Annotated in this window: 24 protein-coding genes; 16 read left to right on the top strand and 8 right to left on the bottom strand. The window is 70.6% G+C overall.

The annotated features are described in order from the left end of the window. Nucleotides 1-72: 72 nt before the first annotated feature. A complete protein-coding gene (locus ACI2JZ_RS06545) occupies nt 73-864 on the top strand; it encodes an SDR family NAD(P)-dependent oxidoreductase (protein ID WP_404596951.1) in 792 nt (263 codons plus the stop codon). A 26-nt stretch (nt 865-890) separates the two neighbouring features. Here the strand turns inward: ACI2JZ_RS06545 and ACI2JZ_RS06540 are convergent, their stop codons facing one another. Further along, on the bottom strand, nt 891-1412 hold the full coding sequence (locus ACI2JZ_RS06540) for a hypothetical protein (protein WP_404596950.1): 522 nt from the start codon (nt 1410-1412) through the stop codon (nt 891-893). 80 nt (nt 1413-1492) lie between these two features. Here ACI2JZ_RS06540 and ACI2JZ_RS06535 point away from each other — a divergent pair, with 80 nt between their 5' ends. From ACI2JZ_RS06535 to ACI2JZ_RS06515, 5 genes are all read left to right on the top strand, one after another. Further along, nucleotides 1493-2290, top strand: a complete 798-nt coding sequence (locus ACI2JZ_RS06535; RefSeq protein WP_404596949.1) for a siderophore-interacting protein — start codon at nt 1493-1495, stop codon at nt 2288-2290. 44 nt (nt 2291-2334) lie between these two features. Next, nucleotides 2335-3324, top strand: coding sequence for an aldo/keto reductase (locus ACI2JZ_RS06530; RefSeq protein ID WP_404596948.1), 990 nt, complete (start codon nt 2335-2337; stop codon nt 3322-3324). A 97-nt stretch (nt 3325-3421) separates the two neighbouring features. Next, entirely contained in the window at nt 3422-4069 is a 648-nt protein-coding gene (locus tag ACI2JZ_RS06525; protein WP_404596947.1) for a hypothetical protein, read from the top strand. Continuing rightward, entirely contained in the window at nt 4066-4860 is a 795-nt protein-coding gene (locus tag ACI2JZ_RS06520) for a hypothetical protein (protein WP_404596946.1), read from the top strand. The genes ACI2JZ_RS06525 and ACI2JZ_RS06520 overlap by 4 nt, the downstream gene beginning before the upstream one ends. Before the next feature lie 154 nt (nt 4861-5014). Then, on the top strand, nt 5015-5593 hold the full coding sequence (locus ACI2JZ_RS06515; RefSeq protein WP_404596945.1) for a DUF4291 domain-containing protein: 579 nt from the start codon (nt 5015-5017) through the stop codon (nt 5591-5593). A gap of 24 nt (nt 5594-5617) precedes the next feature. On the opposite strand, the gene ACI2JZ_RS06510 is transcribed toward ACI2JZ_RS06515, so the two are convergent. The 4 genes from ACI2JZ_RS06510 to ACI2JZ_RS06495 all read right to left on the bottom strand — a co-directional run bounded on the left by ACI2JZ_RS06510 (nt 5618) and on the right by ACI2JZ_RS06495 (nt 9276). Then, a complete protein-coding gene (locus tag ACI2JZ_RS06510) occupies nt 5618-7207 on the bottom strand; it encodes a hypothetical protein (RefSeq protein ID WP_404596944.1) in 1590 nt (529 codons plus the stop codon). 37 nt (nt 7208-7244) lie between these two features. Next, the gene (locus ACI2JZ_RS06505) at nt 7245-8231 is read right to left on the bottom strand and encodes a hypothetical protein (protein WP_404596943.1); all 987 of its coding nucleotides are present in this window, start codon (nt 8229-8231) and stop codon (nt 7245-7247) included. Then, on the bottom strand, nt 8228-8875 hold the full coding sequence (locus tag ACI2JZ_RS06500; protein WP_404596942.1) for an RNA polymerase sigma factor: 648 nt from the start codon (nt 8873-8875) through the stop codon (nt 8228-8230). The genes ACI2JZ_RS06505 and ACI2JZ_RS06500 overlap by 4 nt, the downstream gene beginning before the upstream one ends. Nucleotides 8876-9063: 188 nt before the next feature. Next, on the bottom strand, nt 9064-9276 hold the full coding sequence (locus ACI2JZ_RS06495; protein ID WP_247624006.1) for a hypothetical protein: 213 nt from the start codon (nt 9274-9276) through the stop codon (nt 9064-9066). A 195-nt stretch (nt 9277-9471) separates the two neighbouring features. Here ACI2JZ_RS06495 and ACI2JZ_RS06490 point away from each other — a divergent pair, with 195 nt between their 5' ends. From ACI2JZ_RS06490 to ACI2JZ_RS06475, 4 genes are read left to right on the top strand one after another with little or no spacing between them, the layout of a single operon-like run. Beyond that, nucleotides 9472-10383, top strand: a complete 912-nt coding sequence (locus tag ACI2JZ_RS06490) for an ABC transporter ATP-binding protein (RefSeq protein ID WP_404596941.1) — start codon at nt 9472-9474, stop codon at nt 10381-10383. Then, a complete protein-coding gene (locus tag ACI2JZ_RS06485; RefSeq protein ID WP_404596940.1) occupies nt 10380-11198 on the top strand; it encodes an ABC transporter permease in 819 nt (272 codons plus the stop codon). Before ACI2JZ_RS06490 ends, ACI2JZ_RS06485 begins: the two co-directional genes overlap by 4 nt. A gap of 10 nt (nt 11199-11208) precedes the next feature. Next, on the top strand, nt 11209-12486 hold the full coding sequence (locus tag ACI2JZ_RS06480) for a sensor histidine kinase (RefSeq protein ID WP_404596939.1): 1278 nt from the start codon (nt 11209-11211) through the stop codon (nt 12484-12486). After that, nucleotides 12483-13229, top strand: coding sequence for a response regulator (locus ACI2JZ_RS06475; RefSeq protein WP_404596938.1), 747 nt, complete (start codon nt 12483-12485; stop codon nt 13227-13229). Before ACI2JZ_RS06480 ends, ACI2JZ_RS06475 begins: the two co-directional genes overlap by 4 nt. 252 nt (nt 13230-13481) lie before the next feature. Here the strand turns inward: ACI2JZ_RS06475 and ACI2JZ_RS06470 are convergent, their stop codons facing one another. Next, entirely contained in the window at nt 13482-14900 is a 1419-nt protein-coding gene (locus tag ACI2JZ_RS06470) for an HNH endonuclease (RefSeq protein WP_404596937.1), read from the bottom strand. Between the two features lie 89 nt (nt 14901-14989). Here ACI2JZ_RS06470 and ACI2JZ_RS06465 point away from each other — a divergent pair, with 89 nt between their 5' ends. From ACI2JZ_RS06465 to trxA, 3 genes are all read left to right on the top strand, one after another. Continuing rightward, a complete protein-coding gene (locus tag ACI2JZ_RS06465) occupies nt 14990-15166 on the top strand; it encodes a hypothetical protein (RefSeq protein ID WP_404596936.1) in 177 nt (58 codons plus the stop codon). A gap of 62 nt (nt 15167-15228) precedes the next feature. After that, entirely contained in the window at nt 15229-16536 is a 1308-nt protein-coding gene (nhaA, locus tag ACI2JZ_RS06460) for a Na+/H+ antiporter NhaA (RefSeq protein WP_404596935.1), read from the top strand. 35 nt (nt 16537-16571) lie between these two features. Beyond that, on the top strand, nt 16572-16943 hold the full coding sequence (trxA, locus tag ACI2JZ_RS06455; protein ID WP_247623998.1) for a thioredoxin: 372 nt from the start codon (nt 16572-16574) through the stop codon (nt 16941-16943). 20 nt (nt 16944-16963) lie between these two features. Here the strand turns inward: trxA and ACI2JZ_RS06450 are convergent, their stop codons facing one another. Beyond that, nucleotides 16964-17284 (bottom strand): DUF952 domain-containing protein, encoded by a 321-nt coding sequence (locus tag ACI2JZ_RS06450; protein WP_404596934.1) that lies wholly within the window; start codon nt 17282-17284, stop codon nt 16964-16966. Between the two features lie 51 nt (nt 17285-17335). Between ACI2JZ_RS06450 and ACI2JZ_RS06445 the strand changes: the two genes are divergently transcribed. After that, nucleotides 17336-17896 (top strand): TetR/AcrR family transcriptional regulator, encoded by a 561-nt coding sequence (locus tag ACI2JZ_RS06445; RefSeq protein ID WP_404596933.1) that lies wholly within the window; start codon nt 17336-17338, stop codon nt 17894-17896. A gap of 53 nt (nt 17897-17949) precedes the next feature. Here ACI2JZ_RS06445 and ACI2JZ_RS06440 read toward each other — a convergent pair whose 3' ends face one another. Then, complete coding sequence (locus tag ACI2JZ_RS06440; RefSeq protein WP_404596932.1) at nt 17950-18300, bottom strand: nuclear transport factor 2 family protein; 351 nt, start codon at nt 18298-18300, stop codon at nt 17950-17952. Nucleotides 18301-18474: 174 nt separating this feature from the next. On the opposite strand from ACI2JZ_RS06440, the gene ACI2JZ_RS06435 reads away from it, so the two are divergent. Next, entirely contained in the window at nt 18475-18801 is a 327-nt protein-coding gene (locus tag ACI2JZ_RS06435) for a hypothetical protein (RefSeq protein ID WP_404596931.1), read from the top strand. A gap of 57 nt (nt 18802-18858) precedes the next feature. Continuing rightward, nucleotides 18859-20250 (top strand): hypothetical protein, encoded by a 1392-nt coding sequence (locus tag ACI2JZ_RS06430; protein ID WP_404596930.1) that lies wholly within the window; start codon nt 18859-18861, stop codon nt 20248-20250. Nucleotides 20251-20319: the final 69 nt, after the last annotated feature.

Genomic DNA, 20319 nt, shown 5'->3' with positions numbered 1-20319 from the left:
CCCGAATTGACTTGCTTGGGCAAGTGAAAGCCTGTACCTTGACTTGCTCAAGCAAGTGAGAGGACATCGAACATGGATCTACGACTCGCAGGCAAGAGGGCATTCGTCAGCGGCTCGACCCAGGGGATCGGCTACGCCATCGCCGCAGCGCTCGCCGCGGAGGGCGTGCAGGTGACGCTCAACGGTCGCAACGCCGAGCGCCTCGACAGCGCCGTCGCGCGGCTCGGGGCGGAGCATCCGGAATCCCACCCGAACGGTCTCGTCGCCGACTTCGCGAAGCCCGACGAGGTCGCGCGCCTTCTCGCCGATCTCGGCGACGTCGACATCCTCGTCAACAACGTCGGACTGTTCGGCCTGGCCGACTTCTCGGCGACCTCCGACGACGAGTGGTCGCGCTACCTCGACGTGAACCTCATGAGCGCCGTGCGCCTGTCGCGGCAGGTTCTCGGGGGCATGCTCGATCGCGGGTGGGGGCGCATCGTCTCGATCAGCAGCGAGTCCGGAGTGAACGTTCCCGCCGACATGGTGCACTACGGCGTGACCAAGGCGGCGATGATCGCCCTCACCAACGGCCTCGCCAAGCTCACCCGCGGCACCGAGGTCACCGTGAACACGGTGCTCGGCGGACCCACGTACTCCGACGGGGTGGCTGCGACCGTGGCGGCGGTGGCCGAAGCGCAGTCGCTGCCCGCCGACGCCATGAAGCAGGCGATCATCGGCCAGAACGCCACGACGCTGCTCGAGCGATTCCTCGAGCCGACCGAGATCGCGAGCCTCGTCACGTACCTCGCGAGCCCCGTCGCCTCGGCGACCAATGGTGCCGCCCTCCGCGCCGACGGAGGCGTGCTCACCGCGATGCTGTGAGCCGCGAACGGATCAGCGCGAACGGATCAGACGGCACACTCCTCGGATCTCTCGGTGATGATCCAACCGGTCACCTCGCGCGTCATGACGACCGTGCCGCAATCGCCGGAGGCGAGGTAGGTCACGAAGAGGGTGGCGTCGTTCTCTGTCTGCTCCTGGATCGTCACATCGACCTCGCTGCTCTGCGCGGTCGCGCGATACAGGTCGGCGGTGGCGGTGATCATCTCGGCGCAGGTGCTCACCGCGAACGCGCCGCTGCCGTTGAGTTCGGCGATCATGCGCGCGGCGAGTTCGGGGGAGAGACCGGCGCACGCCGCTTCGGCGTCGGGGGCGCGCGAGGCTTCGAGCCAGGCGAGGAAGCTCTCGACCGGGCCGAGGTCGCCGGACGGCGTTGCCCTCGGGAGAGGGGAGGCCGTGATCGGTGTCTCGGCGGCCGGGGCATCCGACGGGGCTGCGGGCGAGGGCGTGGCCGCGCATGCGCTCAGCACGACGGCTGCGGCCAGGAGGACCGCGCCCGCCATCACACCGCGTCGGGGCTGGAAGATCACCCGCTCATCATGTCAGGGCGCCCTCAGCCCTCGCATCCCGTGCAGACTGGAGGGAACGTTCGACACCCCGGGAGATGCAGATGACCGACCAGCCTCGTAAGCCACCCGCACAAGCAGTTCTCACCGTGCAGGAGGTCGAGCAGGTCAGTCCCGATCTGATCCGCATCACGGCCGGCGGCGACGGCTACGCGGACTTCACCGACAACGTCTACACCGACAAGTACGTGAAGATCCTCTTCGCCGACCCCCGTCACGGCCTCGTGCCGCCGTACGATCTGGCGCAGCTGCGCGAGGAGAGCCCCGAGAAGCTCCCGACGCGGCGCACCTACACGGTCCGTTCGGCCGACCCCGAGGCGCGCCTGATCGTGATCGACTTCGTCGTGCACGATGACGAGGGCGTCGCGGGTCCGTGGGCCCGCCGGGCGCAGCCGGGCGACACCCTCGTCGTGAGCGGTGCCGGGGGCGGGTATCGACCCGAGCCGTCGACGCCCTGGCATCTTCTCGTCGGCGACCACACGGCGCTGCCGGCGATCTCCTCGGCGGTCGAAGCGATGGAATCGGATGCCGTCGGCCACGTGATCCTGACGGTCGCCGACCCGTCGGACCGGGTGCTGCCCGCGGCGCCCTCCGGCGTGAGCGTGCGCTGGACCGCCACCGACGAAGAACTGCTCACCGCCCTCGCCGACCTGCCCTGGGCCGACGGCACCCCCGGGGTCTTCGCCCACGGGGAGCGCGGCACGATCAAGGAGGTGCGCGCCCTGTTGAAGCAGCGCGAGGTGCCCCGCGAGTCGCTCTCGATCTCGGCGTACTGGGCGCGCGGTCGCGCTGAGGACCAGTTCCAGGCCGAGAAGCGCGAGCCGATCGGACAGATCGAGTAGTCGCCGTCCGGCATCCGTCGAACACCCACGAGAAGGAAGAACTCATGATCGAGCCCGGTGACCACGTACGACTCGGACGATCGGGGCTGCGCATCTCGCCCGTCGTGCTCGGATGCATGAGCTTCGGCGCCCCGGATCGCGGCGCGCACGGCTGGTCGCTCGATGAGGAGTCGAGCCGACCCCTCATCCGGCAGGCCCTCGAAGCGGGGATCACGACGTTCGACACCGCTGACGTCTACTCCGACGGCACGAGCGAGGAGTTCGTCGGCCGTGCGCTCGCCGACTTCGCCCGCCGCGACGAGATCGTGCTCGCCACCAAGGTGCACGGGCGCATGGGACCCGGCGCGAACCAGGCCGGCCTCAGCCGCGGGCACATCCTTTCGGGCATCGACGCGAGCCTGCGGCGCCTCGGCACCGACTACGTCGACCTGTACCAGATCCACCGGTGGGACCCCGAGGTGCCGATCGAGGAGACGATGGAGGCGCTGCACGACATCGTGCGCTCGGGCAAGGCGCGGTACATCGGCGCCTCGTCGATGTGGGCGTGGCAGTTCGCGAAGGCGCAGCATGTCGCCGTGCAGAACGGGTGGACCCCGTTCGTATCGATGCAGGACCAGTACAACCTGCTGCAGCGCGAGGAGGAACGGGAGATGCATCCGTTCTGTCTCGACTCCGGCGTCGGGGTGCTGCCGTGGTCACCGCTCGCGCGGGGCCGCCTGACCCGCGACTGGGACGAGACGACGAATCGCACGGGGAAGGATGCCTTCGGCGCGACGCTCTACCACCGCGAAGAGGAGTCCAACCGGGCGATCGTCGAGGCCGTCGCCCGTGTGGCATCCGATCGGGGCGTCTCCCGCGCGCAGATCGCCCTCGCCTGGGTCGCGCAGCAGTCGGCGGTCACCGCGCCCATCGTCGGCGCCACCCGTGCGGCCCACATCGACGACGCGGTCGCGGCTGTCGGCATCCGTCTCGAACCCGCCGAGATCGACGCGCTCGAAAGCGCCTACACGCCCCGCGAGGCCGAGGGGTTCTGAGAGGCGCCGCAGGGTTCTGCGGGGAGCCGCAGGTCGAGCGCGTCGGTACGCTCGGGAGAGAGCTGCGAGCACACATGACCAAGGACGGTGATGGGCGATGAGCCGACCGGAGACCCCGCCGATCGCCGTCGAGAGTGCACCGGTGCGGTGGTCGCGCTGGTGGGTGGCCTCGGGAGCGCTGTTCCTGCTGACGGCCTTGCTCGCCGCGTATCGCAGTCTGCCCGGCACGCTCGACGGGGGCGTGCTCAGCGCACTGAGCGCGGCGACGTCGGCGGGGTTCGGTCTCGCGTTGATCGCCGCGGCGATCGCCGGGGTGCGGCATCCGTCGGTCGGTTTGCGGCGGAGTGCGATCGTCGCCCTGGGCCTTCTGGCCGTCTGGATCGTCGCCGGCCCGCCCCTGCTGCTCGCCGTGTTCGGGGTGTCCTCGTCGGCGCCGGTCTTCATCGACGCGATCGTCAAGATCGCGCTGAGCGGCGTGGTCGTCGCGGGCTTCACTTGCAGCACCCTGCCCGACCCGTGGCGGTACACCCCGGCGGCAGTGCTCGCCGCGGTCGTGCTCGCCTCGCTCATGGAGTTCTTCCTGCTCTCGGGAGCGGTGACCGACATGAACGCGATCGTGCTCGTCGCCAACGTCCTCCTGCTCACCCGGATCGTCGCGACCGGAGCGCTGGGGGCGGTGGCCCTGCGGGCCGCCCGATCGCGCGCGGACTCGGTCGTCGTGCTCGGAGGACGGGCCGACGCATGAGCGATGACGAGCTGCGGGCCCTGCGTGCGCGGGCCTACGGGCGGGATGCCGACATCGACGGCGACCCCGCAGCGATCGCCCGGCTGCGCGCGCTCGAGGCGCAGGCGGCACCGGCGGCGCTGGTCGTGACGGCGCCGGTTCGTGAGGTTCCCGTCGTTTCGGTCGTCCCCGCGCCGCCGGTCGAGGAGGCGGCGACGGATGCTGCGCCCGATGAGTTCGGCCGCAGCGGCGAACTCCCGCGCACCGGTGAGCCGCCGGCGATCGACGCCGAGAACGCGGAGCCCGAGCATCCGTCGCCCTCCCGCCTGCGCACCCTCTTCACGCCGCGGCCGTCGGCACCCTGGCTGTGGCTGGGCGCGGCGTGCATCGCGCTCGCCGCGTTCGGATCCGCGGTCGTCGTTTCTGCCGTGCGGTCGGCCGACCCGCGCTTGGTGGCCGAGATCGCGGTCGACCCGGATGCCTCATGGCCCGAGTCGTTCGGCGAGAAGGGGCCCGACGCGGCGCTGTTCGAGGAGTTCGCCGGTCTGACGATCGCCCGCGGCGTGGAGTGGCTGTCGTTCGATGAATCGGACGCGATGTGCATCGTCGCGATCGACACGGAGGAGCTCCTCGGAGACTCCGGAGGCTTCCAGATCGCGGCGTGGGGGTGCGACGCCGGGTCGTTCCCGCCGGTGATCCGGATCGAGGTCACGTCCGCTCAGCCCCAGGCGCTGCGCGACCGCTTCGGCGACGGCACCGGCCTCGAACTGATCATGCGCGGCGACCACATCGAGGTCTTCGCCGATCGGTGATGAGACGGGTTTCTCGGGCGGCACCCTTCGACAGGCTCAGGGAGCCAGGCTCTTCGCGTCGTCGGGCACGGCATCCGCGTCACATTTCGGGCACTGACTCGTCTTCCTTCCTGGGGAGCACGCATTCGGCGTGCCGTGGAGGGGAGCAGGGCCGATGGCTCAGTCGCCGCGCATGTACGGCATCCGCGCCGATCACGACACCGACAGCATCGTGATGTACCAGGCGTACTCCGACGCGATCGCCGATGCGGCGCTCGCGAACGGCCGCTTCGTCACCCCCTTCTCGTTCACGCGGATGACGTGGATCAAGCCGTCGTTCCTCTGGCTCATGCACCGCAGCAACTGGGCGCGCAAGCCGGGCCAGCAACGCATCCTGGCGGTGCGCCTCAGCAGGGAGGGGTGGGAGACCGCCCTCTCGCGATCGGTGCTGACGACGTCGCATCCGGATGCCGTCGCCGACGCGGCCGTGCACGTGCAGTGGGACCCCGAGCGCTCGATCCGCGGTGCGGCACTCAACCACTACAGCATCCAGGTCGGCGTGGGTCGCGGGCTCATTCGCACGCTCGCCGACGAGTGGACGCTCGGGATCGACGACCTCACGCCGACCGTCCGCAAGATCGCCACGCTCGTGCAGAGCGGTCAGGCCGATCGCGCGCGGCGTCTGCTGCCCCCGGAGCGCGCCTACCCGCTGCCGCCGGCGCTGACGCGGCGGATCACACCCCCGGACCGCTGATCCGTCGGGCCGGACACCCGCCGCTCAGAGCGTTCTGAACTCGATCGATCGGGTGCGGCTGCGCATGCGGCGGATCGTGAAGACACGGTTCTCGCGCACCCAGTGCCCCGGACCCTCGGCCGGTCCCAGTGCCTCCGTCAGGTACTGCTCCACCGACGCCAAGCGCGCGTCGTCATCGTCCGGCCGGGTGCCCGGCGCGCGCGTGCCCGGCGCCATGAAGAACGTTGCGCGCGGGCCGGGCGACGCGTCGAGGTATACACGCACCGCCGAGGGGAAGAAGCGCGGTGGTGAATCGGCGGCCCTGTCGAGCGGTGAGCGATCGTCGAGGTAGCGGTGGCGAGCTGCCCAGGCGGTGGCCTCCGCGCCCTGGAGCCAGTCGGCCGCGGCATCGCGCAGCTCGATCGCCGAGTACTCCGGCGACAGGCTCAGGCCGAGACTGCGGTTCGTGGCGGTGACCGCGGCGGTGAGGTGCCCGAGATTCCAGTGCTTGTCGGTGCCGGACGGCTTGCCGACCCGCTTCGTGACCGCGGCGCGCAGACGCCGCTCGAAGCCGGCATCCGGTTCGGCGGTGAAGACGAGATGGACGTACGGATGCAGCGACGAGAGCTCCGGTCGCACGTCGTCGGCGGCCAGGCCGTTCGCCTCGAAAGCCGCGAGGATCGCATCGGCGTCGCGCGATTCCCGTCGCCAGAGGTCGTCGATCAGAGCGGGGATCGCGGTCAGCAGGTGGTCGGGGGAGTACTCCGCCGCCTTCGGTCGGGCGGACTCCGGCGCGGTCGCCGGGGCTGCGTCGCTCGCCGCCGGGGCCGTGGCCGCCGGGCCTGACGTGCCCGCCGGGGCTGCCGTGGCGACCGTGGCGAACGCGGCATTGACGTAGGGGCGTCGACTCGTCGGGGCGCCGGGTCGAAGGGTGAACTCGCGGGCGCCGCGCGCCCATCGCCCCTCTTCCGTGGCGGGGCCGAGCGCCTCCGTGACGTAGCTCTCGATGTCGGCGAGACGACCCGCGTCATCGGCCGCACGGGAGCCGGGCGCACGCGTGGTGGCCGGGAGGAGAAGCGTGACGCGCGGGCTCTCCTCGTCGTCGAGGTCGAGGTACGAGCGGGGCACGAAGTGCTCACGCGAGGCGTCGGCCGCCTGCTCCGACGGCGACCGGCCATCGATGAAGCGGTGGCGGATCGCCCAGTCCTCGGCATCCGTTCCCTCGAGCCATTCGACCGCCGCCGCACGCATCTCGGTCACCGCGTACACGGCGAACAGGCGCACCTCCACGCGCGTCGCCGAGGCGATCAGTCCGGCACGGAAGCGGCCGATGTTCCAGGCTCGGTCGTCGCCCGATGCCTTGCCCAGGCGCTTCGTGACGGCAGCCCTCAGCTTGCGTTCGAGCGTCGCCTCTCCCGCCTCCGCCAGCCGGAACCGGAAGGGTGCCGCCGGCCGTACCGCGGCGACACGGGCGTCGTCATCGACGGTCAGGCCCACCGCGGAGACGGCGGCGAGAAGGTCATCGGGCCGCCGTGAGTCCCGACGCCAGACCTCTTCGAGGAAGCCGGGCAGCGCCGTCATCAGGAACTCGGCGGAGTAGAGAGGGGCCTCGTCGATCGCTCGCGTTTCGCTCATAACCCCACCAGGCTAACGGCGTTCCGTGCGGCGCGCGCTACCCCTCGTCCCAGAGCGTGTAGCCGGTCACGCCCGCGGGGATGAAGTCGAGGGGCTCGGTGAGCTCGTCCTCTGTGCCGACGATGCGCCCGGTCTCGCGTGAGACGAGCACGGTGAGCCGGTAGAGCGGGTTGGACGGTTCGGCGACCTCGAGGCCCACCACGTCGCGCCCGAGTCGATCGGTCGTGCGGCCGAGCACGGTCACCCCGCCGGCATCGACGAGCATGTCGAGGAGGGTCGCGTGCTGCGCGTCGGTGAGCGTCCACTGCGACATCAACGAGACGATGGCCGCCCCGAGTTCTCCCGACGTCGGCGCCGGATCATCGCTCAGATAGGGGGCGAGCGCGGCCTTCAGCTCGTCGCGACTCGACCCGTCGAGGGCGGCCGTGGCGGGCGGGATGTTGAACTGCTCGGGCGTCATCGTGACGCGGTCGATCAGCTCCCCCGGCTCGTAGGGGCTCTCGCCGAGGCCGGCGGGTCGCTCGCCGTCCTCCCAGTAGGGCTCGCCGGCGACGATCGTCGTGACGCCGCCCTCGTCGAGCGTCCAGTCGATCGTGACGTCCTGCGGGATCACCTCGATGTTCTTCTCCGACATGTCGATGCTCCAGCCCCAGGTCACGAGCTCCACATGCGGTGCCTGCACCGGTCCGTCGCCGTCAGCGAGCGCCGCGTGCGCATCGGCGAGCACCGCGTCGAGCGGCTCGGCATCCGTATAGATGAGGGGCGGCGGGGTGAGGGCGACCGCCCGCTGGTCGGGAGCGAGCACGTTCACGGCGATCAGTGCGACGATCGCGCAGGCGGCGACCGCGGTGGTCAGACCGGCCGCCCAGATCCCGCGCCGGTGCGGCGCTCGCCGCGGGGCGACGTCGCCGCGGATGATCCGCTCCCGCAGGGCGATGTCCTGGGCGCGCAGCGCGGTCTCGCGGGCGGGCGAGGGGTGCGCGAGCGCGAAGAGCTCGTCGAGCCGGTCGTCGGTGAGGGTCATGCGTCCGTCTCCTTCGCCTCGAGCTGCCGGCGCAGTTTGGCGCGTGCGCGGGTGAGCGTCGTCCAGACCGCGGCCGCGCTGCACCGGAGCACCTGCGCCACCTCCCCGGCGCTGAGCTCGTCCCAGTAGGTGAGCACGACCACCTGGCGTTCGCGCGCGCTCAGGGTGACGATCGCCTCGCGCAGGGCGAGGGCTTCGAGCGGATGCAGTGCGTCGGAGGTCTCCTGCAGGCCACGAGTGAGTGCGTCGATCGCCCGGCGCTTCGAACGATCGCGCCGCGCGGCGTCGCGCAGCTTGTTGTCGGCCGTGCGGATCAGCCAGGTGATCCCCATCGGATTCTCGGGCTGGAGCTTCTTCCACGCCACGACGAAGACGTCGGCGGCGATCTCCTCGACCTCGCTCCGGTCGTCGAGGAAGCACGAGAGGTGACGCCGCACCCGGGGCAGGTGCTCGTCGAACAGGATGCGGAAGGCGACGGCCTTGCTCCGCGGTGCCGGGGCGCCCGGCGCGCCCGTTGCGCCACTCGCACCCGTCGCTCTCGTCTTTCCCGAGCGAGTGGCGTGAGCGCGTTCGCGCGCGATCCGGCCGTCGACCTCGGCAAGCACGACCCGCAGGCGCGCGCGAGGGTCCGATCGCAGACGCATCGCCACCCCGCTCCGTCTCTTCCCTGCTCCCTCACGGTACCGGGAGGAAGCACTCGTGCGCCCCGTGTCAGCCCCTCGACGGGGCGCACGAGCCGGCCCCCCGACTCTCAGTATCGATCGGGGGCGCGGAGCGGCGGCATCCGCTCTTTGGCTCGAACGGTCGATTCCTTACACACTTCTCTTCGGGGTCATGCGCGGCGATCGATCGCCGTGAGCACGACGTTGCCGATCGTCGCGACGACGACGATCGCGAGGCCGAGGAAGAAGACGGCGACGAGCAGGGTCGGCACCGGTTCGGCGTCGATCAGTGGATGCCGGAGCGTCCACAGCCGCAGCACCACGGCGGTCGCCACCGCCGCGAGACCCAGCACCAGCAGCATCACCCACACGAGTCGTTGCACGGTCTCCCCCTCCGCGAGCGACGCTACAGCGCGGGTCGTGTGCTCTCGCGCCCTTCTCTTTGCACGAGTGACGGATTCCTGACAGGCGCGGCGGGTGGGACTCGGGGCATCCTCCGCAGGTCGTACGCCGGTCATCCGCAAGACGGTACCTGCGGCGGATGCGCTGGGGTCGCCGCCGCTCGTAGCGTGGAGCACATGATCACAGCAGAAGGCCTCACGAAGAGGTTCGGAGACAAGACGGCCGTCGATGACGTGTCGTTCACGATCAAGCCCGGAGCCGTCACCGGCTTCCTCGGGCCCAACGGTGCGGGCAAGTCGACCACGATGCGGATGATCGTCGGGCTCGACCGCCCCACGTCGGGCCGCACGACCGTCGGCGGCCGCGAGTACCGCAAGCTCGGGGCGCCGCTCACCGAGGTGGGTGTGCTGCTCGACGCGAAGGCCGTGCACACCGGCCGCACCGCCCGCAACCACCTGCGCGCGATGGCGGCGACCCATGGCATCCCCGCGTCGCGCGTCGACGAGGTCATCGAGCTCGCCGGAATCGGATCGGTCGCCCGCAAGCGCGCCGGCAAGTTCTCGCTCGGCATGGGGCAGCGCCTCGGCATCGCGTCGGCGCTGCTCGGCGACCCGCACACGCTCATCCTCGACGAGCCGGTCAACGGTCTCGACCCCGAGGGTGTGCGCTGGGTGCGTCAGTTCGTGCGGCACGCGGCATCCGAGGGACGCACCGTGCTGCTCTCGAGCCACCTCATGAGCGAGATGGCGCAGACCGCCGACCACGTCATCGTGATGGGGCGCGGCAAGGTGCTGGCGGATGCTCCGCTCGAAGACCTCGTGCGGGCCTGGACCACGAACCGCGTGCGCGTGCGCACCCCGCACGGTGCGGCACTCGCACAGCTCGTGGCGGGGCCCGACGTCGAGATCGTGAGCACCGCTCCCGATCTGTTCGACATCACGGGCCTGCCCGCCGCGCGCATCGGCGACCTCGCCGCCGAGCGGGGCGTCGCCCTGCACGAACTCACCCCGACCACCGGATCGCTGGAGGACGCGTACCTCGCGCTCACCGGCGAGGCCGTCGAGTACCGGACGAAGGAGATCGCATGACCGCCCCGGCCCTCACCCCGCCCCGCGCCGCCGTGCCGCACCAGGTCGACACCCGCTACCGCCTGACCTTCGTGCGCGCGCTGCGCGGCGAGTGGATCAAGCTCACCACGGTGCGTTCCACCTGGTGGTCGATCGCGATCGCCGCGGCCCTCACCATCGGCATCGCGGTGCTCTTCGCCTCGGCCGTCGACATGCCCGGCTTCGAGCCGATCCAGGCGGTCGTCTCGCCGATCCAGTTCACGATGCTGCTCGCCGGTATCCTCGGTGCCATCGCGGTCACCGGCGAGTACTCGACGGGCATGATCCGTTCGACGCTCACCGCCAACCCGGGTCGCGGCTCGGTGCTGGCCGCCAAGTCGGTCGTACTCGCGGTGTTCCTCTTCGTGTCGTCGCTGATCATCTTCGGCATCACGGCGGCTGCCGTGTCGGCCGTCGTGGCCGGTCGCGACCAAGGCATCGACTGGTCGGACTTCGACCTGTCGTTCGGGCCGATCCTCACGGCGTCGCTCTCGATGGCCGTGTTCGCGCTGATCGGTGTCGCCTTCGGGTTCATCCTGCGCTCGGGCGCCGGGGCGATCGCGGCGACCGTCGGTCTGCTGTTCGTGCTGCCGATCGTGGCGAGCATGTTCTCGATCGCCGGCGAGGCCTGGAAGTGGGTGTCGGACGCCGGGATGTACCTGCCCTCCTCGGCGGCGCAGAGCCTCATCCTCTCGGGCGGACCGCTCGAGACGCCCGTCGCGTACCTGACGCTCGGCGCCTGGGTCGTCGCGACGCTGCTCATCGCGTGGGGCGTGCTGCGCACCCGCGACGCGTAGAGTCTGGCGAGTGATCACGACGCGCAGCCGCAGCGCCTCGGACCGAGCCCCGGCTCGGGCCTCGGCCCGGGCTTCGGCCCGGGACGACGAGGAGCTGCGGCTGCCGCGTCCGCCCGGGGTGTTCCGGCGCTTCTGGGCGCGGCACCCCGTCGTGGGTGATGCGGTCATCGCGCTGCTCTGCCTGTTCCTCACGCTGACGCCGGCGAGCAGCGTGCGCACCGGCATCCCGGACCCCGCGGGCATCGTGCTCTCGATCATCGCGCTGGCCGGGGTGCTGGCCGCGTGCGTGGCCCTGTTCTGGCGGCGTCGGCATCCGCTCGTGCCGTTCGTGCTGTCGTTCGCGCTGCAAGCGCTGTTCGTGGTCGGCATCCTGCCGGGCGGCACTCCGCTCATCCTGGTCACCGCCTACGCGCTCGCCGTGTACGGCTCGTCCCGCGCGGCGTGGATCGGATTCGGGGTGGCACTGGGGGCGCTCGTCGTCTGGGGAGGCGCCTTCGTGCTCGGCGGCGGGCTGGGGTTCGCCGACGCCGCGAACGCCGTGATCGGTGCGGTCATCTTCGGTCTGATCGGCACCCTCATCGGCGTCAACGTGGGCGGGCGCAAGCGCTATCTCGACGCGATCATCGACCGATCGCGGCAGCTGCTCGTCGAGCGCGATCAGCAGGCGCAGCTCGCCGCCGCCGCCGAGCGGGCGCGCATCGCCCGTGAGATGCACGACATCGTCTCGCACTCGCTCACCGTGATCGTCGCGCTGTCGGAGGGGGCGGCGGCGACGGCCGATCGCGAGCAGGCCCGCACCGCATCGACCGCGACGGCCCAGACCGCCCGCACGGCTCTCACCGAGATGCGGGCGATGCTCGGGGTGCTCCGCGACGACACGAGTCCTCTTCCGCTGGCGCCCCTCACCGCCCCGTCGCCCGAAGACACGGTGGCAGCGGCGCAGCGCGCGGGGTACCCGATCAGCCTGACCGCATCGGGAACACCCGTGACGTTGTCCGCACCCATCGACCATGCGCTGTCGCGGATCGTGCAGGAGGGTGTGACGAACGCCATGCGTCACGCTCCGACCGCGACCGCGACCAGCGTGCGCGTCGAGCACCGGGCCGATGCCGTGATCGTCGAGATCGCGAACGACGGGGCGACGGAGCCGGGCGATTCCCCCGGCTTCGGGCTGCGCGGCCTCGACGAGCGCGTCGCGCACGTGCGGGGCACGATCGCGCACGGCCCGGTCGACGGAGGACGATGGATGCTGCGGGCCGAACTCCCGCTCATACAGGAGGACGCATGACCGAGAAGATCAGGGTGCTGCTGGTCGACGATCAGCAGCTCATCCGTCTCGGATTCCGGATGGTTCTCGAAGCCGAGAACGATATCGAGGTGGTCGGCGAGGCCGGCGACGGTGAAGTCGCGATCGCCCAGGCCGCGGCGCTGCAGCCCGACCTCGTGCTCATGGACATCCGGATGCCCGGGCTCGACGGCATCGCCGCGACCGAGCAGATCGTGCACCGGCATCCGCAGACCCGCGTTCTCGTGCTGACGACCTTCGACCTCGACGACTACGCCTTCGGCGCGATCCGCGCGGGGGCGAGCGGATTCCTGCTCAAGGATGTGCAGCGGCACGAGTTGCTCTCGGCGCTGCGCGCGGTGCATCGCGGCGACGCGGCCCTGTCGCCGCGGATCACCCGGATGCTGCTGCAGCACGTGACCCCGACACTGGGTGTCTCGGGTGTCTCGGCTGTGTCGCCCGCCTCGGCTGTCTCGCCCGCCTCGTCTACCGTGGCGGGGGTGGAGGTTGCCGCCGACCGGGGAGATGCGGCCGCCTCTCTTCTCGAGTCGCTCACCGACCGCGAGCGCGACGTCTTCCTCGCTCTCGCCCGGGGTCTCAGCAATGCCGAGATCGGCGACACCCTCTTCGTGACGGAGTCGACGGTCAAGACGCACGTCGGCCGCGTGCTCGCCAAGCTCGGTGCTCGCGACCGCATCCACGCCGTGATCCTGGCGCACCGTGCGGGGCTCGTCGTCGGCGACTGACCGAGAGTCGCGGCGGATCGGCCCGCGTGACGTCGATGAGGCGCGTGATGCGCTCGGCGTCGATGAGGTGTGGGGGGTCGAGGGACGCGCGGGGTCGAGGGACGCGTGACACCGAGGGGCGTTCGGCGTCGAGGGGGCGCGCGACGCTGATGCGAGGCGACGCGACGCGCGCAGCACGCGTCGCACGAAGAGCACGCGTCGCACGAAGAGCACGCGTCAGACGAACATCACGCGTCAGGCAGAGAGCACGCGCTAGACGAACATCACGCGTCGCGGAGCGCGGTCGGCGTGGATGCGGCCGAGGGGGCTGGTCCATTCGATGGTGCCGTCGGGTCTGGAGCGAGCGGTCCAACGGTGGTCGGAGTCGATGTCGGGATGTTTGAGCTGATGGTGACTCCTGCAGAAGTGGGCGAGGTTGTCGATCGCCGTTCTGCCGCCCTGGGCATGGTCGTGGTTGTGGTCGATCTCGCATCGGTGGACCGGCATGCGGCAGCCGGGGAAGCGGCAGTGCTGATCCCTCGCGCGGAGGTATCGGCGCATGCCCTCGGTGGGAGTGTAGGTGTCGGTTTCGGTGACCATGCCGCCGGCGTCGAGGAACAGACGGCTCCAGCCGTTGTTGCGGCCGGCAAGGGCGCGGGCGATGTCGGGGTCGAGGGGGCCGTGGCCGTCGAGTTCGGCAGGGTGGTCGTCGAGTCCGGCGAGGGTGGTCGCGGCGATCGTCACCTGGATGCGGGCCTGCACCCCGTCGAGGTCGTTGCCGAGCGCGGGACTGGGAGAGGCTGCGAGCAGCAGGTCGCTGAACAGGTCGGCCCGGACCTGATCGATGGTCCGCTCGTCCTCAGGAACGATGATGCTCTCGGGTATCGCAGGTGATGCGAGCGGGTCGGTGGTGAAAGTGGAGTCCTCGCCGAAGATCACACCGGCGAGCGGGTCGTCGGGGGCGATGTGTTCGGGCAGGATCACGTCTTCCGGGTCTTCGCCGTCGAGGAACGTCGGTGCGGGTGCGTCATCGCGGGCCCGGATCACCTCTCGTGCCATGCGCGTGATGCGGTCCTGGATCGCCACGGCGAGCGTCTCGGGCAGTACCGCGGTGAGCAGGGCGAGTCCGTCGTCGAGCGACCGCACGGTCACACTGCGTTCGGAGGCTGCTCGTCGGTGCCGTTCGAGGAGCGTCTCACCGGCGAGGGCCGCGGCGACCTGCCGGGCGTGCGCGCGGGTGCGGGCGGGCGAGTCGGCTTCGGCGACCACGAGTACCGCGGTCTCGTAGAGGCCCAGCACCGCGGCATCCGCCCGACCGTTGCGCACCGCCTCGCGCACCACGGACGCTGCTCTCACCATTTCGCGCACGTGCGCGGCGGTCACCCGCCCCGCGGTGAACGCCACCTCGACCGCCGGCATGCTCTGCAGAGCCAGCGCGTCGGAGAACGCGAACTCCACCGCACCCCGCGACAGGTGTCCCGCCGCGGAGTACTCCGCGATCATCGACCGGTAGATCGCATCGCGGTGATACGGATGCTCCGCGACCTCCGCATCGTGCTCGCCGATCCGCTCGCCCAGCAACGCGGTCGCCTGCGCTTCGAGCTCGACGATCCGCCGCCGCAGCTCCACCCACGCGTCGAGCAGACGACCGCGTTCGACCCTGTCGAGGGAAGTCGCGGCGTCTGATGTCATGCTCCGAGTTTAGTACATATGTTCGAATCGAGCAAGCATCCGAGCCAGGAGATCGGGTCTCGTTCAGCCCCGACCAGTACCCTGGCTGCATGCCCTCCCTCGTCGTCGCAGGTTCGACGCGCGCTCCGCGCCGCCTGGCGTCGGCGACCCCGATGGGGGAGTGGATGCGCGTCGTGATGCACCCCGGCACCAACGGATGGACGAGCGTCTGGGGAACGATCTCGCACGGCGAGATCGCCGGCTGCCCGCCGCCTCGTCGACCCTAGGCCGCGCCTCACCGGGGCGGCCGAACGTTTCGTCGACCACTCCCACTTCTCGAGGTACCCCTGTGTCTTCTTCCCGTCTTCGTCTTGCCCCGCACGAGCTGTGGCGAGGCATCCGTTCCACCGCCCGCAGCGACGTCTTCGGTGGCGCGCTGCTCCTCGCCGCCACCATCGCCGCGGTCGTCCTCGCCAACTCTCCGGCCGCACCCTGGTACGAGGCCGTTCGCGACTTCGCCTTCGGCATCCCCGCGCTGCATCTCGAACTGAGCGTCGGTGCCTGGGCGGCCGATGGACTCCTGGCCATCTTCTTCTTCGTCGTCGGACTCGAGCTGAAGGAGGAGTTCGTCGCGGGTCGGTTGCGCGATCCCCGGCGAGCGGCGCTCCCGATCGCGGCGGCGATCGGCGGTGTCGTCGTTCCGGCCCTGTTCTTCCTGATCGTCAACGCGTCGAGCGGTGCGGAGGTGTTGCGCGGCTGGGCCATTCCCACGGCGACCGACATCGCCTTCGCGGTCGCGGTCATCGCCGTGGTCGGCCGATTCCTGCCGCCGGCACTGCGCGTCTTCCTCCTCACTCTTGCCATCGTCGACGACCTGATCGCGATCACGATCATCGCGACCTTCTACACCGAGTCGATCAGTCTGCCGCTGCTCGTGCTCGCGCTCCTCCCGCTCGCCGGTTTCGCCTTCGCGGTGCAGCGGGGCGTGCGCGCGTGGTGGATCCTGCTGCCGCTGGCGATCGCGGTCTGGGTCTGCGTGCATGCGGCCGGTGTGCACGCCACCGTCGCCGGGGTGCTGCTCGGATTCGTCGTTCCCGTCCTGCCGACCGAGCGGGCGCGCGTCGCCGTCGGTGAGGATGACGACGGCACGCGGTACGACGGCTTCGCGGCGCATTTCGCCGACCGCTGGGGAGTCGTCGCGACGCTCTTCGCCGTGCCGGTCTTCGCCTTCTTCGCGGCGGGTGTGAGCATCGGCGGGATCGACGGACTCCTCTCGGCGCTGCGCGACCCGATCACGATCGGCATCATGGTGGGCCTCGTCGTGGGCAAGCCGATCGGTATCCTCGTCACGACGTTCCTGCTGAGTCGCATCCCTGCGCTCCGTCTCGAGGCGTCGTTGCGGTGGCCCGATCTGGTGGGCATGTCGTTCCTGGCGGGCATCGGGTTCACGGTCTCGCTGCTCGTCGGCGAGCTCGCATACGGCTCGTCGTCGGTCGCCGATGAGCACGTCAAGATCGGGGTGCTGCTCGGATCGTTCCTGGCCGCAGTACTCGGCGGTGCGGTGCTGGGCGTTCGGAATTCGCGTGCGCGTGCGGAGCCGGACCCCGCGGGACGACAGCCGGATGCCGACGGCCCGCAGCCGCCCCGGCATCCGTAGGCTGGTCGGAAGCCACTCGACGAAAAGGACACCCCATGGCAACGACAGCGCTCAGCAGTGCGGACTTCGCACAGACGGTCGAGAAGGACGGCATCGTGCTCGTCGACTTCTGGGCGGAATGGTGTGGCCCCTGCCGGATGTTCGGACCGATCTTCGAGGGGGCGTCGGAGCAGCACCCCGACATCACCTTCGCGAAGGTCGATACCGAGGCGAACCAGGACCTCTCGCGCGCTGCGGGCATCGTCTCGATCCCGACGCTGATGGCTTTCCGCGACAACATCCTTGTCTTCTCGCAGGCCGGTGCCCTGCCCGCCCCGGCTCTCGAGAACCTCATCGGCCAGGTGCGCGCCCTCGACATGGACGCCGTTCGCGCTCAGATCGCCGAGGCGGAGGCGGCGGCCGAGTAGTCGCCCGCGAGGGGCATCCCTCACCGCACGATCGGACTCTCGGCGGCGATCACCTCGCTCGACATCGGCAACTCGCCCAGGATGCGGGGCGCGCCGTCGACCCATTCGACCCGCACGCCCTGTGCCTCGAGCGCCTCGACGTCGATCTCGATGTCGAGGAGTGGAAGCCGGAGATCGCCGAACCGTCGCGCGACGACCTCGCTCACGCGATCGGCCGTGGTCGCGTGGATGAATCCCACGTCGTCGAGATGCGTCCCGCGCGTCGAGACGACGTACTCACCGAATCCGCGACTCATCTCCCAGTCGTCCTGGATGGCGATGTGATGGATGTGATTGCCCAACGGTCCTCCTTAATGAAACGCAACCGTTGCATTAAACGCTAGGCTACTCCTATGACAGGAAAGCGCGGACGACCCTCGGCCGCCGAGAGGCTCGAACGTCACGAGCGGATCGTCGAGCTCGTCGTCTCGCTCCTCGCGTCCGAGGGGTACGACGCCGTGACCTTCGACCGCATCGCCGCCGACGCGCACGTCGCCAAGCGCACTCTCTACACCGAGTACGGTGACCGGCTCGGACTGATGCGCGCCGCCGTGCGCCGACAGCACGCCTATGCCGATGAGGCATGGCGATCGGTGGGCGGGGTGCGCGAAGCATCCGTCGCCGTGGTGAGCCACCTCCTGGCCGACGATGCGATCGCCGTTCATCGCGCGCTGATCGGGGCGGCAGGAGCCGATGCGACGCTCGCCGCGGAGTTCTACGACGAGGGGCCGGGTCGGGCGCAGCGATTCCTCGGCGAGTATCTGCCGGTGGATGCCGTCGTCCCCGCCGACCTCCTCTTCTCCGCGCTGCTCGGCGAACCGCACCGCCGGCGCCTGCTCGGGCTCGATGCGGCACCGTCGGCCACGACGGTCTCCGCGCACGTGGACCGCACGCTCGCCGTACTCGGCCTGTGACGACGGGAGCTCGGGGCGTCCCCGCCATCCCACCCCGCGAATGCGACCCGCGATCACCCGCCGACGCGGCCGATCGACCCGCCGAAGTACACCTCGACGGCGCGCACGCGGCCGTCGCGCACCTCGAGCGACTCGACGTTGCGCCACAGTATGCCGTCGACGGCATACTCGTAGCGGTGCAGCACGAGACCGTCGATCGGGATGATCTGGAGGGTCTGCGCCGGTGAGCTGAAGTGACCCGCGGTCGGGAAGCAGCGCTCCAGCCAGGTCGCCTTGTCGATGTGGTCGTCCTGCGGGCTGGTGAACACGAAGTCGTCGGCCATGATCCGCTCGGCCGCCGCGCGATCCTGCTCGCGGAATGCCCGCATGAACTCCTGAACGACCCCGACGGCGCTGCTCGACATGTCGCGAGCGTAAGCCGCGACGGATGCCGTCGCAAGCGGATGCCCCTGCCCGGCCGCGTCACGAGGTCGGCTAGAATATCGCTGCCTCTCCACTCCTCGGGCGGAGTCGAGGTGATGGGGGATGTACGCCCGGTATCCGTTCGGCTTTACCCGAAGCCATGAAGGAGAACCCCGGTGGGGAACACTCGCGTTCGCGCGCGCCTTTCGCGCACCCTTTCGATTCTTACCCTGGCGGCTGCGCTCGCTGCAGGACCGGTCCTCGTCGCGCCCGCCGAACCCGCCACCGCGGCATCCGGGTTCTCGCAGGTCGGCGCCGATCGAGCCCTGACGGGCGAGACGCCGTCGCCGCGCACGGAGGTGAGCGACAGCACCGGTCTGACACCCGCGAACCTCGCCATCGCCGGCCTGAGCGGCGCCCTGCTGCTCGCCGTCATCGGCGGGCTGGTTCTCGACGTGCGTCGCCGCCGCCCGTCGCGGCGGAATCGGATGCCGGGGGTGTGAGCGCATCGATAGAGTGTGCACGGGGATGACCGCGTCAGCGATGAGGGGATTCAGGGAATGACGGTTTCGACGCGCACGATCCGTGGTGCACGGGGGCGGGCTCTCGCAGCCCTCGGCGGAGTGTTCGCGCTCGCGTTGGCAGCGGGCACGGCTGCGGTGCCGGCGCAGGCGGCGGAGGCTCCGCTCGCGGTCACGCCGGGGGCCTGCGTGCCCGCCGACGTCTTCGTGAACAGCGGCGAAGACCCGCTCACCCTCCAGCGCTACGGGGCTGATGCGGCGACCGGCGCCCTCGCGCTCGAGTCGAGCATCGCGCTCGACCGTTCGTTCGGCGACATCGCCTGGAACGCCGATGAGACCGTGCTCTACGGGGTGGACTGGACCGACCCGCAGCACCTCTTCACGATCGATGCCGCCACGGGCGTCTCGACGGATGCCGGCGAGATCCTGTTCGACGACGGCAGCGCCCCCTTCGAGGACAACTGGCTCAATTCGCTCTCCGCGACCGCCGACGGCCGGCTCCTCGCGGCCGGGTACCAGTACACGAGCATCTGGTTCCTCGATCCGGAGACCGCGCGGCTGACCGATGCGCCGGTGAGCTTCCCGATGCTGGCCGACGGCGAGACGTACCTCGCCTCGGGCGGCGACTTCCTCACCCTCGACTCCGGCCTGATCCTCGGTCTCGCCCACGACGGCGCCGACCGCGGGTTCCTCGTGCTGTTCGACTTCGCCGCCGGTACCAGCACGGTCGTCGGCCAGGTGCCGCTGTCGTTCGGTGCGGCGCTCTCGGGCGGACGCGTGTACCTCGCGGCATCGACCGGCGAGATCCTCGTGCTCGACGGCATCCCGACCACGGCATCCGAAGCGCCGCTGGCGACGTCCGCCGTCGCCACGACCGATCTCCCCCTGTACGGCGCGACCTCGCGCCAGGACTCGGGGGCGTGCCCCGTCGCGGCGCTGACGTTCGTGAAGGACCTCACCGGCAACGACGACGCCGACGGCTCGGGCACGGTGACCGTCGGCGACACGCTGAGCTACACGCTCACGGCGACCAATACGGGCGAGGCCGCTCTCACCGCCGTGACGATCGACGACCCGCTCACGGGGCAGAGCACCTCGTGCGAGCGGGTGGAGGTCGGGGCGGCCTGCGTGCTCGCGGCGACGCACCGGGTGACGGACGCCGACCTCGTCGCCGGCCAGGTCGTGAACACGGGGCGGGCGAGCTCGGCCGAGACGGATGCCGTCGAGGATGCCGTCACCACGCCGGTCGTGGCCGCACCGGCCCCGCAACCCAGCACCGGCGGCGGCGGTGCTGCTGCGGCTCCCGCTCTCGCCGAGTCCGGCGGCGCCACCGGACTGCCCGCCATCATCGCGGCGATGGGTCTGCTTCTCTGGGGGGCGGTTCTCGTGATCCGTGAACTTCACCCCCGGTTCACCCACCGCGCTCCGTAATCGGAGCCCTTCTTCCCCGTCTCTCCAGTGCAGGGGTCTTCGGACCCGTGCGTGAACGCCCGGTTCCCG

The organism is Microbacterium sp. NPDC087868, assembly GCF_044900755.1.
GTDB classification, from domain to species: domain Bacteria; phylum Actinomycetota; class Actinomycetes; order Actinomycetales; family Microbacteriaceae; genus Microbacterium; species Microbacterium galbinum.
This window is presented reverse-complemented; position numbering and strand designations above follow the sequence as displayed.

What these genes read in the sequence shown, in the direction of transcription:
- ACI2JZ_RS06545 (WP_404596951.1), top strand. Translation starts at nt 73, where the DNA reads ATGGATCTACGACTCGCAGGCAAGAGGGCATTCGTCAGCGGCTCGACC.
- ACI2JZ_RS06535 (WP_404596949.1), top strand. Translation starts at nt 1,493, where the DNA reads ATGACCGACCAGCCTCGTAAGCCACCCGCACAAGCAGTTCTCACCGTG.
- ACI2JZ_RS06530 (WP_404596948.1), top strand. Translation starts at nt 2,335, where the DNA reads ATGATCGAGCCCGGTGACCACGTACGACTCGGACGATCGGGGCTGCGC.
- ACI2JZ_RS06525 (WP_404596947.1), top strand. Translation starts at nt 3,422, where the DNA reads ATGAGCCGACCGGAGACCCCGCCGATCGCCGTCGAGAGTGCACCGGTG.
- ACI2JZ_RS06520 (WP_404596946.1), top strand. Translation starts at nt 4,066, where the DNA reads ATGAGCGATGACGAGCTGCGGGCCCTGCGTGCGCGGGCCTACGGGCGG.
- ACI2JZ_RS06515 (WP_404596945.1), top strand. Translation starts at nt 5,015, where the DNA reads ATGGCTCAGTCGCCGCGCATGTACGGCATCCGCGCCGATCACGACACC.
- ACI2JZ_RS06510 (WP_404596944.1), bottom strand. Translation starts at nt 7,207, where the DNA reads ATGAGCGAAACGCGAGCGATCGACGAGGCCCCTCTCTACTCCGCCGAG.
- ACI2JZ_RS06505 (WP_404596943.1), bottom strand. Translation starts at nt 8,231, where the DNA reads ATGACCCTCACCGACGACCGGCTCGACGAGCTCTTCGCGCTCGCGCAC.
- ACI2JZ_RS06500 (WP_404596942.1), bottom strand. Translation starts at nt 8,875, where the DNA reads ATGCGTCTGCGATCGGACCCTCGCGCGCGCCTGCGGGTCGTGCTTGCC.
- ACI2JZ_RS06490 (WP_404596941.1), top strand. Translation starts at nt 9,472, where the DNA reads ATGATCACAGCAGAAGGCCTCACGAAGAGGTTCGGAGACAAGACGGCC.
- ACI2JZ_RS06485 (WP_404596940.1), top strand. Translation starts at nt 10,380, where the DNA reads ATGACCGCCCCGGCCCTCACCCCGCCCCGCGCCGCCGTGCCGCACCAG.
- ACI2JZ_RS06475 (WP_404596938.1), top strand. Translation starts at nt 12,483, where the DNA reads ATGACCGAGAAGATCAGGGTGCTGCTGGTCGACGATCAGCAGCTCATC.
- ACI2JZ_RS06470 (WP_404596937.1), bottom strand. Translation starts at nt 14,900, where the DNA reads ATGACATCAGACGCCGCGACTTCCCTCGACAGGGTCGAACGCGGTCGT.
- ACI2JZ_RS06465 (WP_404596936.1), top strand. Translation starts at nt 14,990, where the DNA reads ATGCCCTCCCTCGTCGTCGCAGGTTCGACGCGCGCTCCGCGCCGCCTG.
- trxA (WP_247623998.1), top strand. Translation starts at nt 16,572, where the DNA reads ATGGCAACGACAGCGCTCAGCAGTGCGGACTTCGCACAGACGGTCGAG.
- ACI2JZ_RS06445 (WP_404596933.1), top strand. Translation starts at nt 17,336, where the DNA reads ATGACAGGAAAGCGCGGACGACCCTCGGCCGCCGAGAGGCTCGAACGT.
- ACI2JZ_RS06440 (WP_404596932.1), bottom strand. Translation starts at nt 18,300, where the DNA reads ATGTCGAGCAGCGCCGTCGGGGTCGTTCAGGAGTTCATGCGGGCATTC.
- ACI2JZ_RS06430 (WP_404596930.1), top strand. Translation starts at nt 18,859, where the DNA reads ATGACGGTTTCGACGCGCACGATCCGTGGTGCACGGGGGCGGGCTCTC.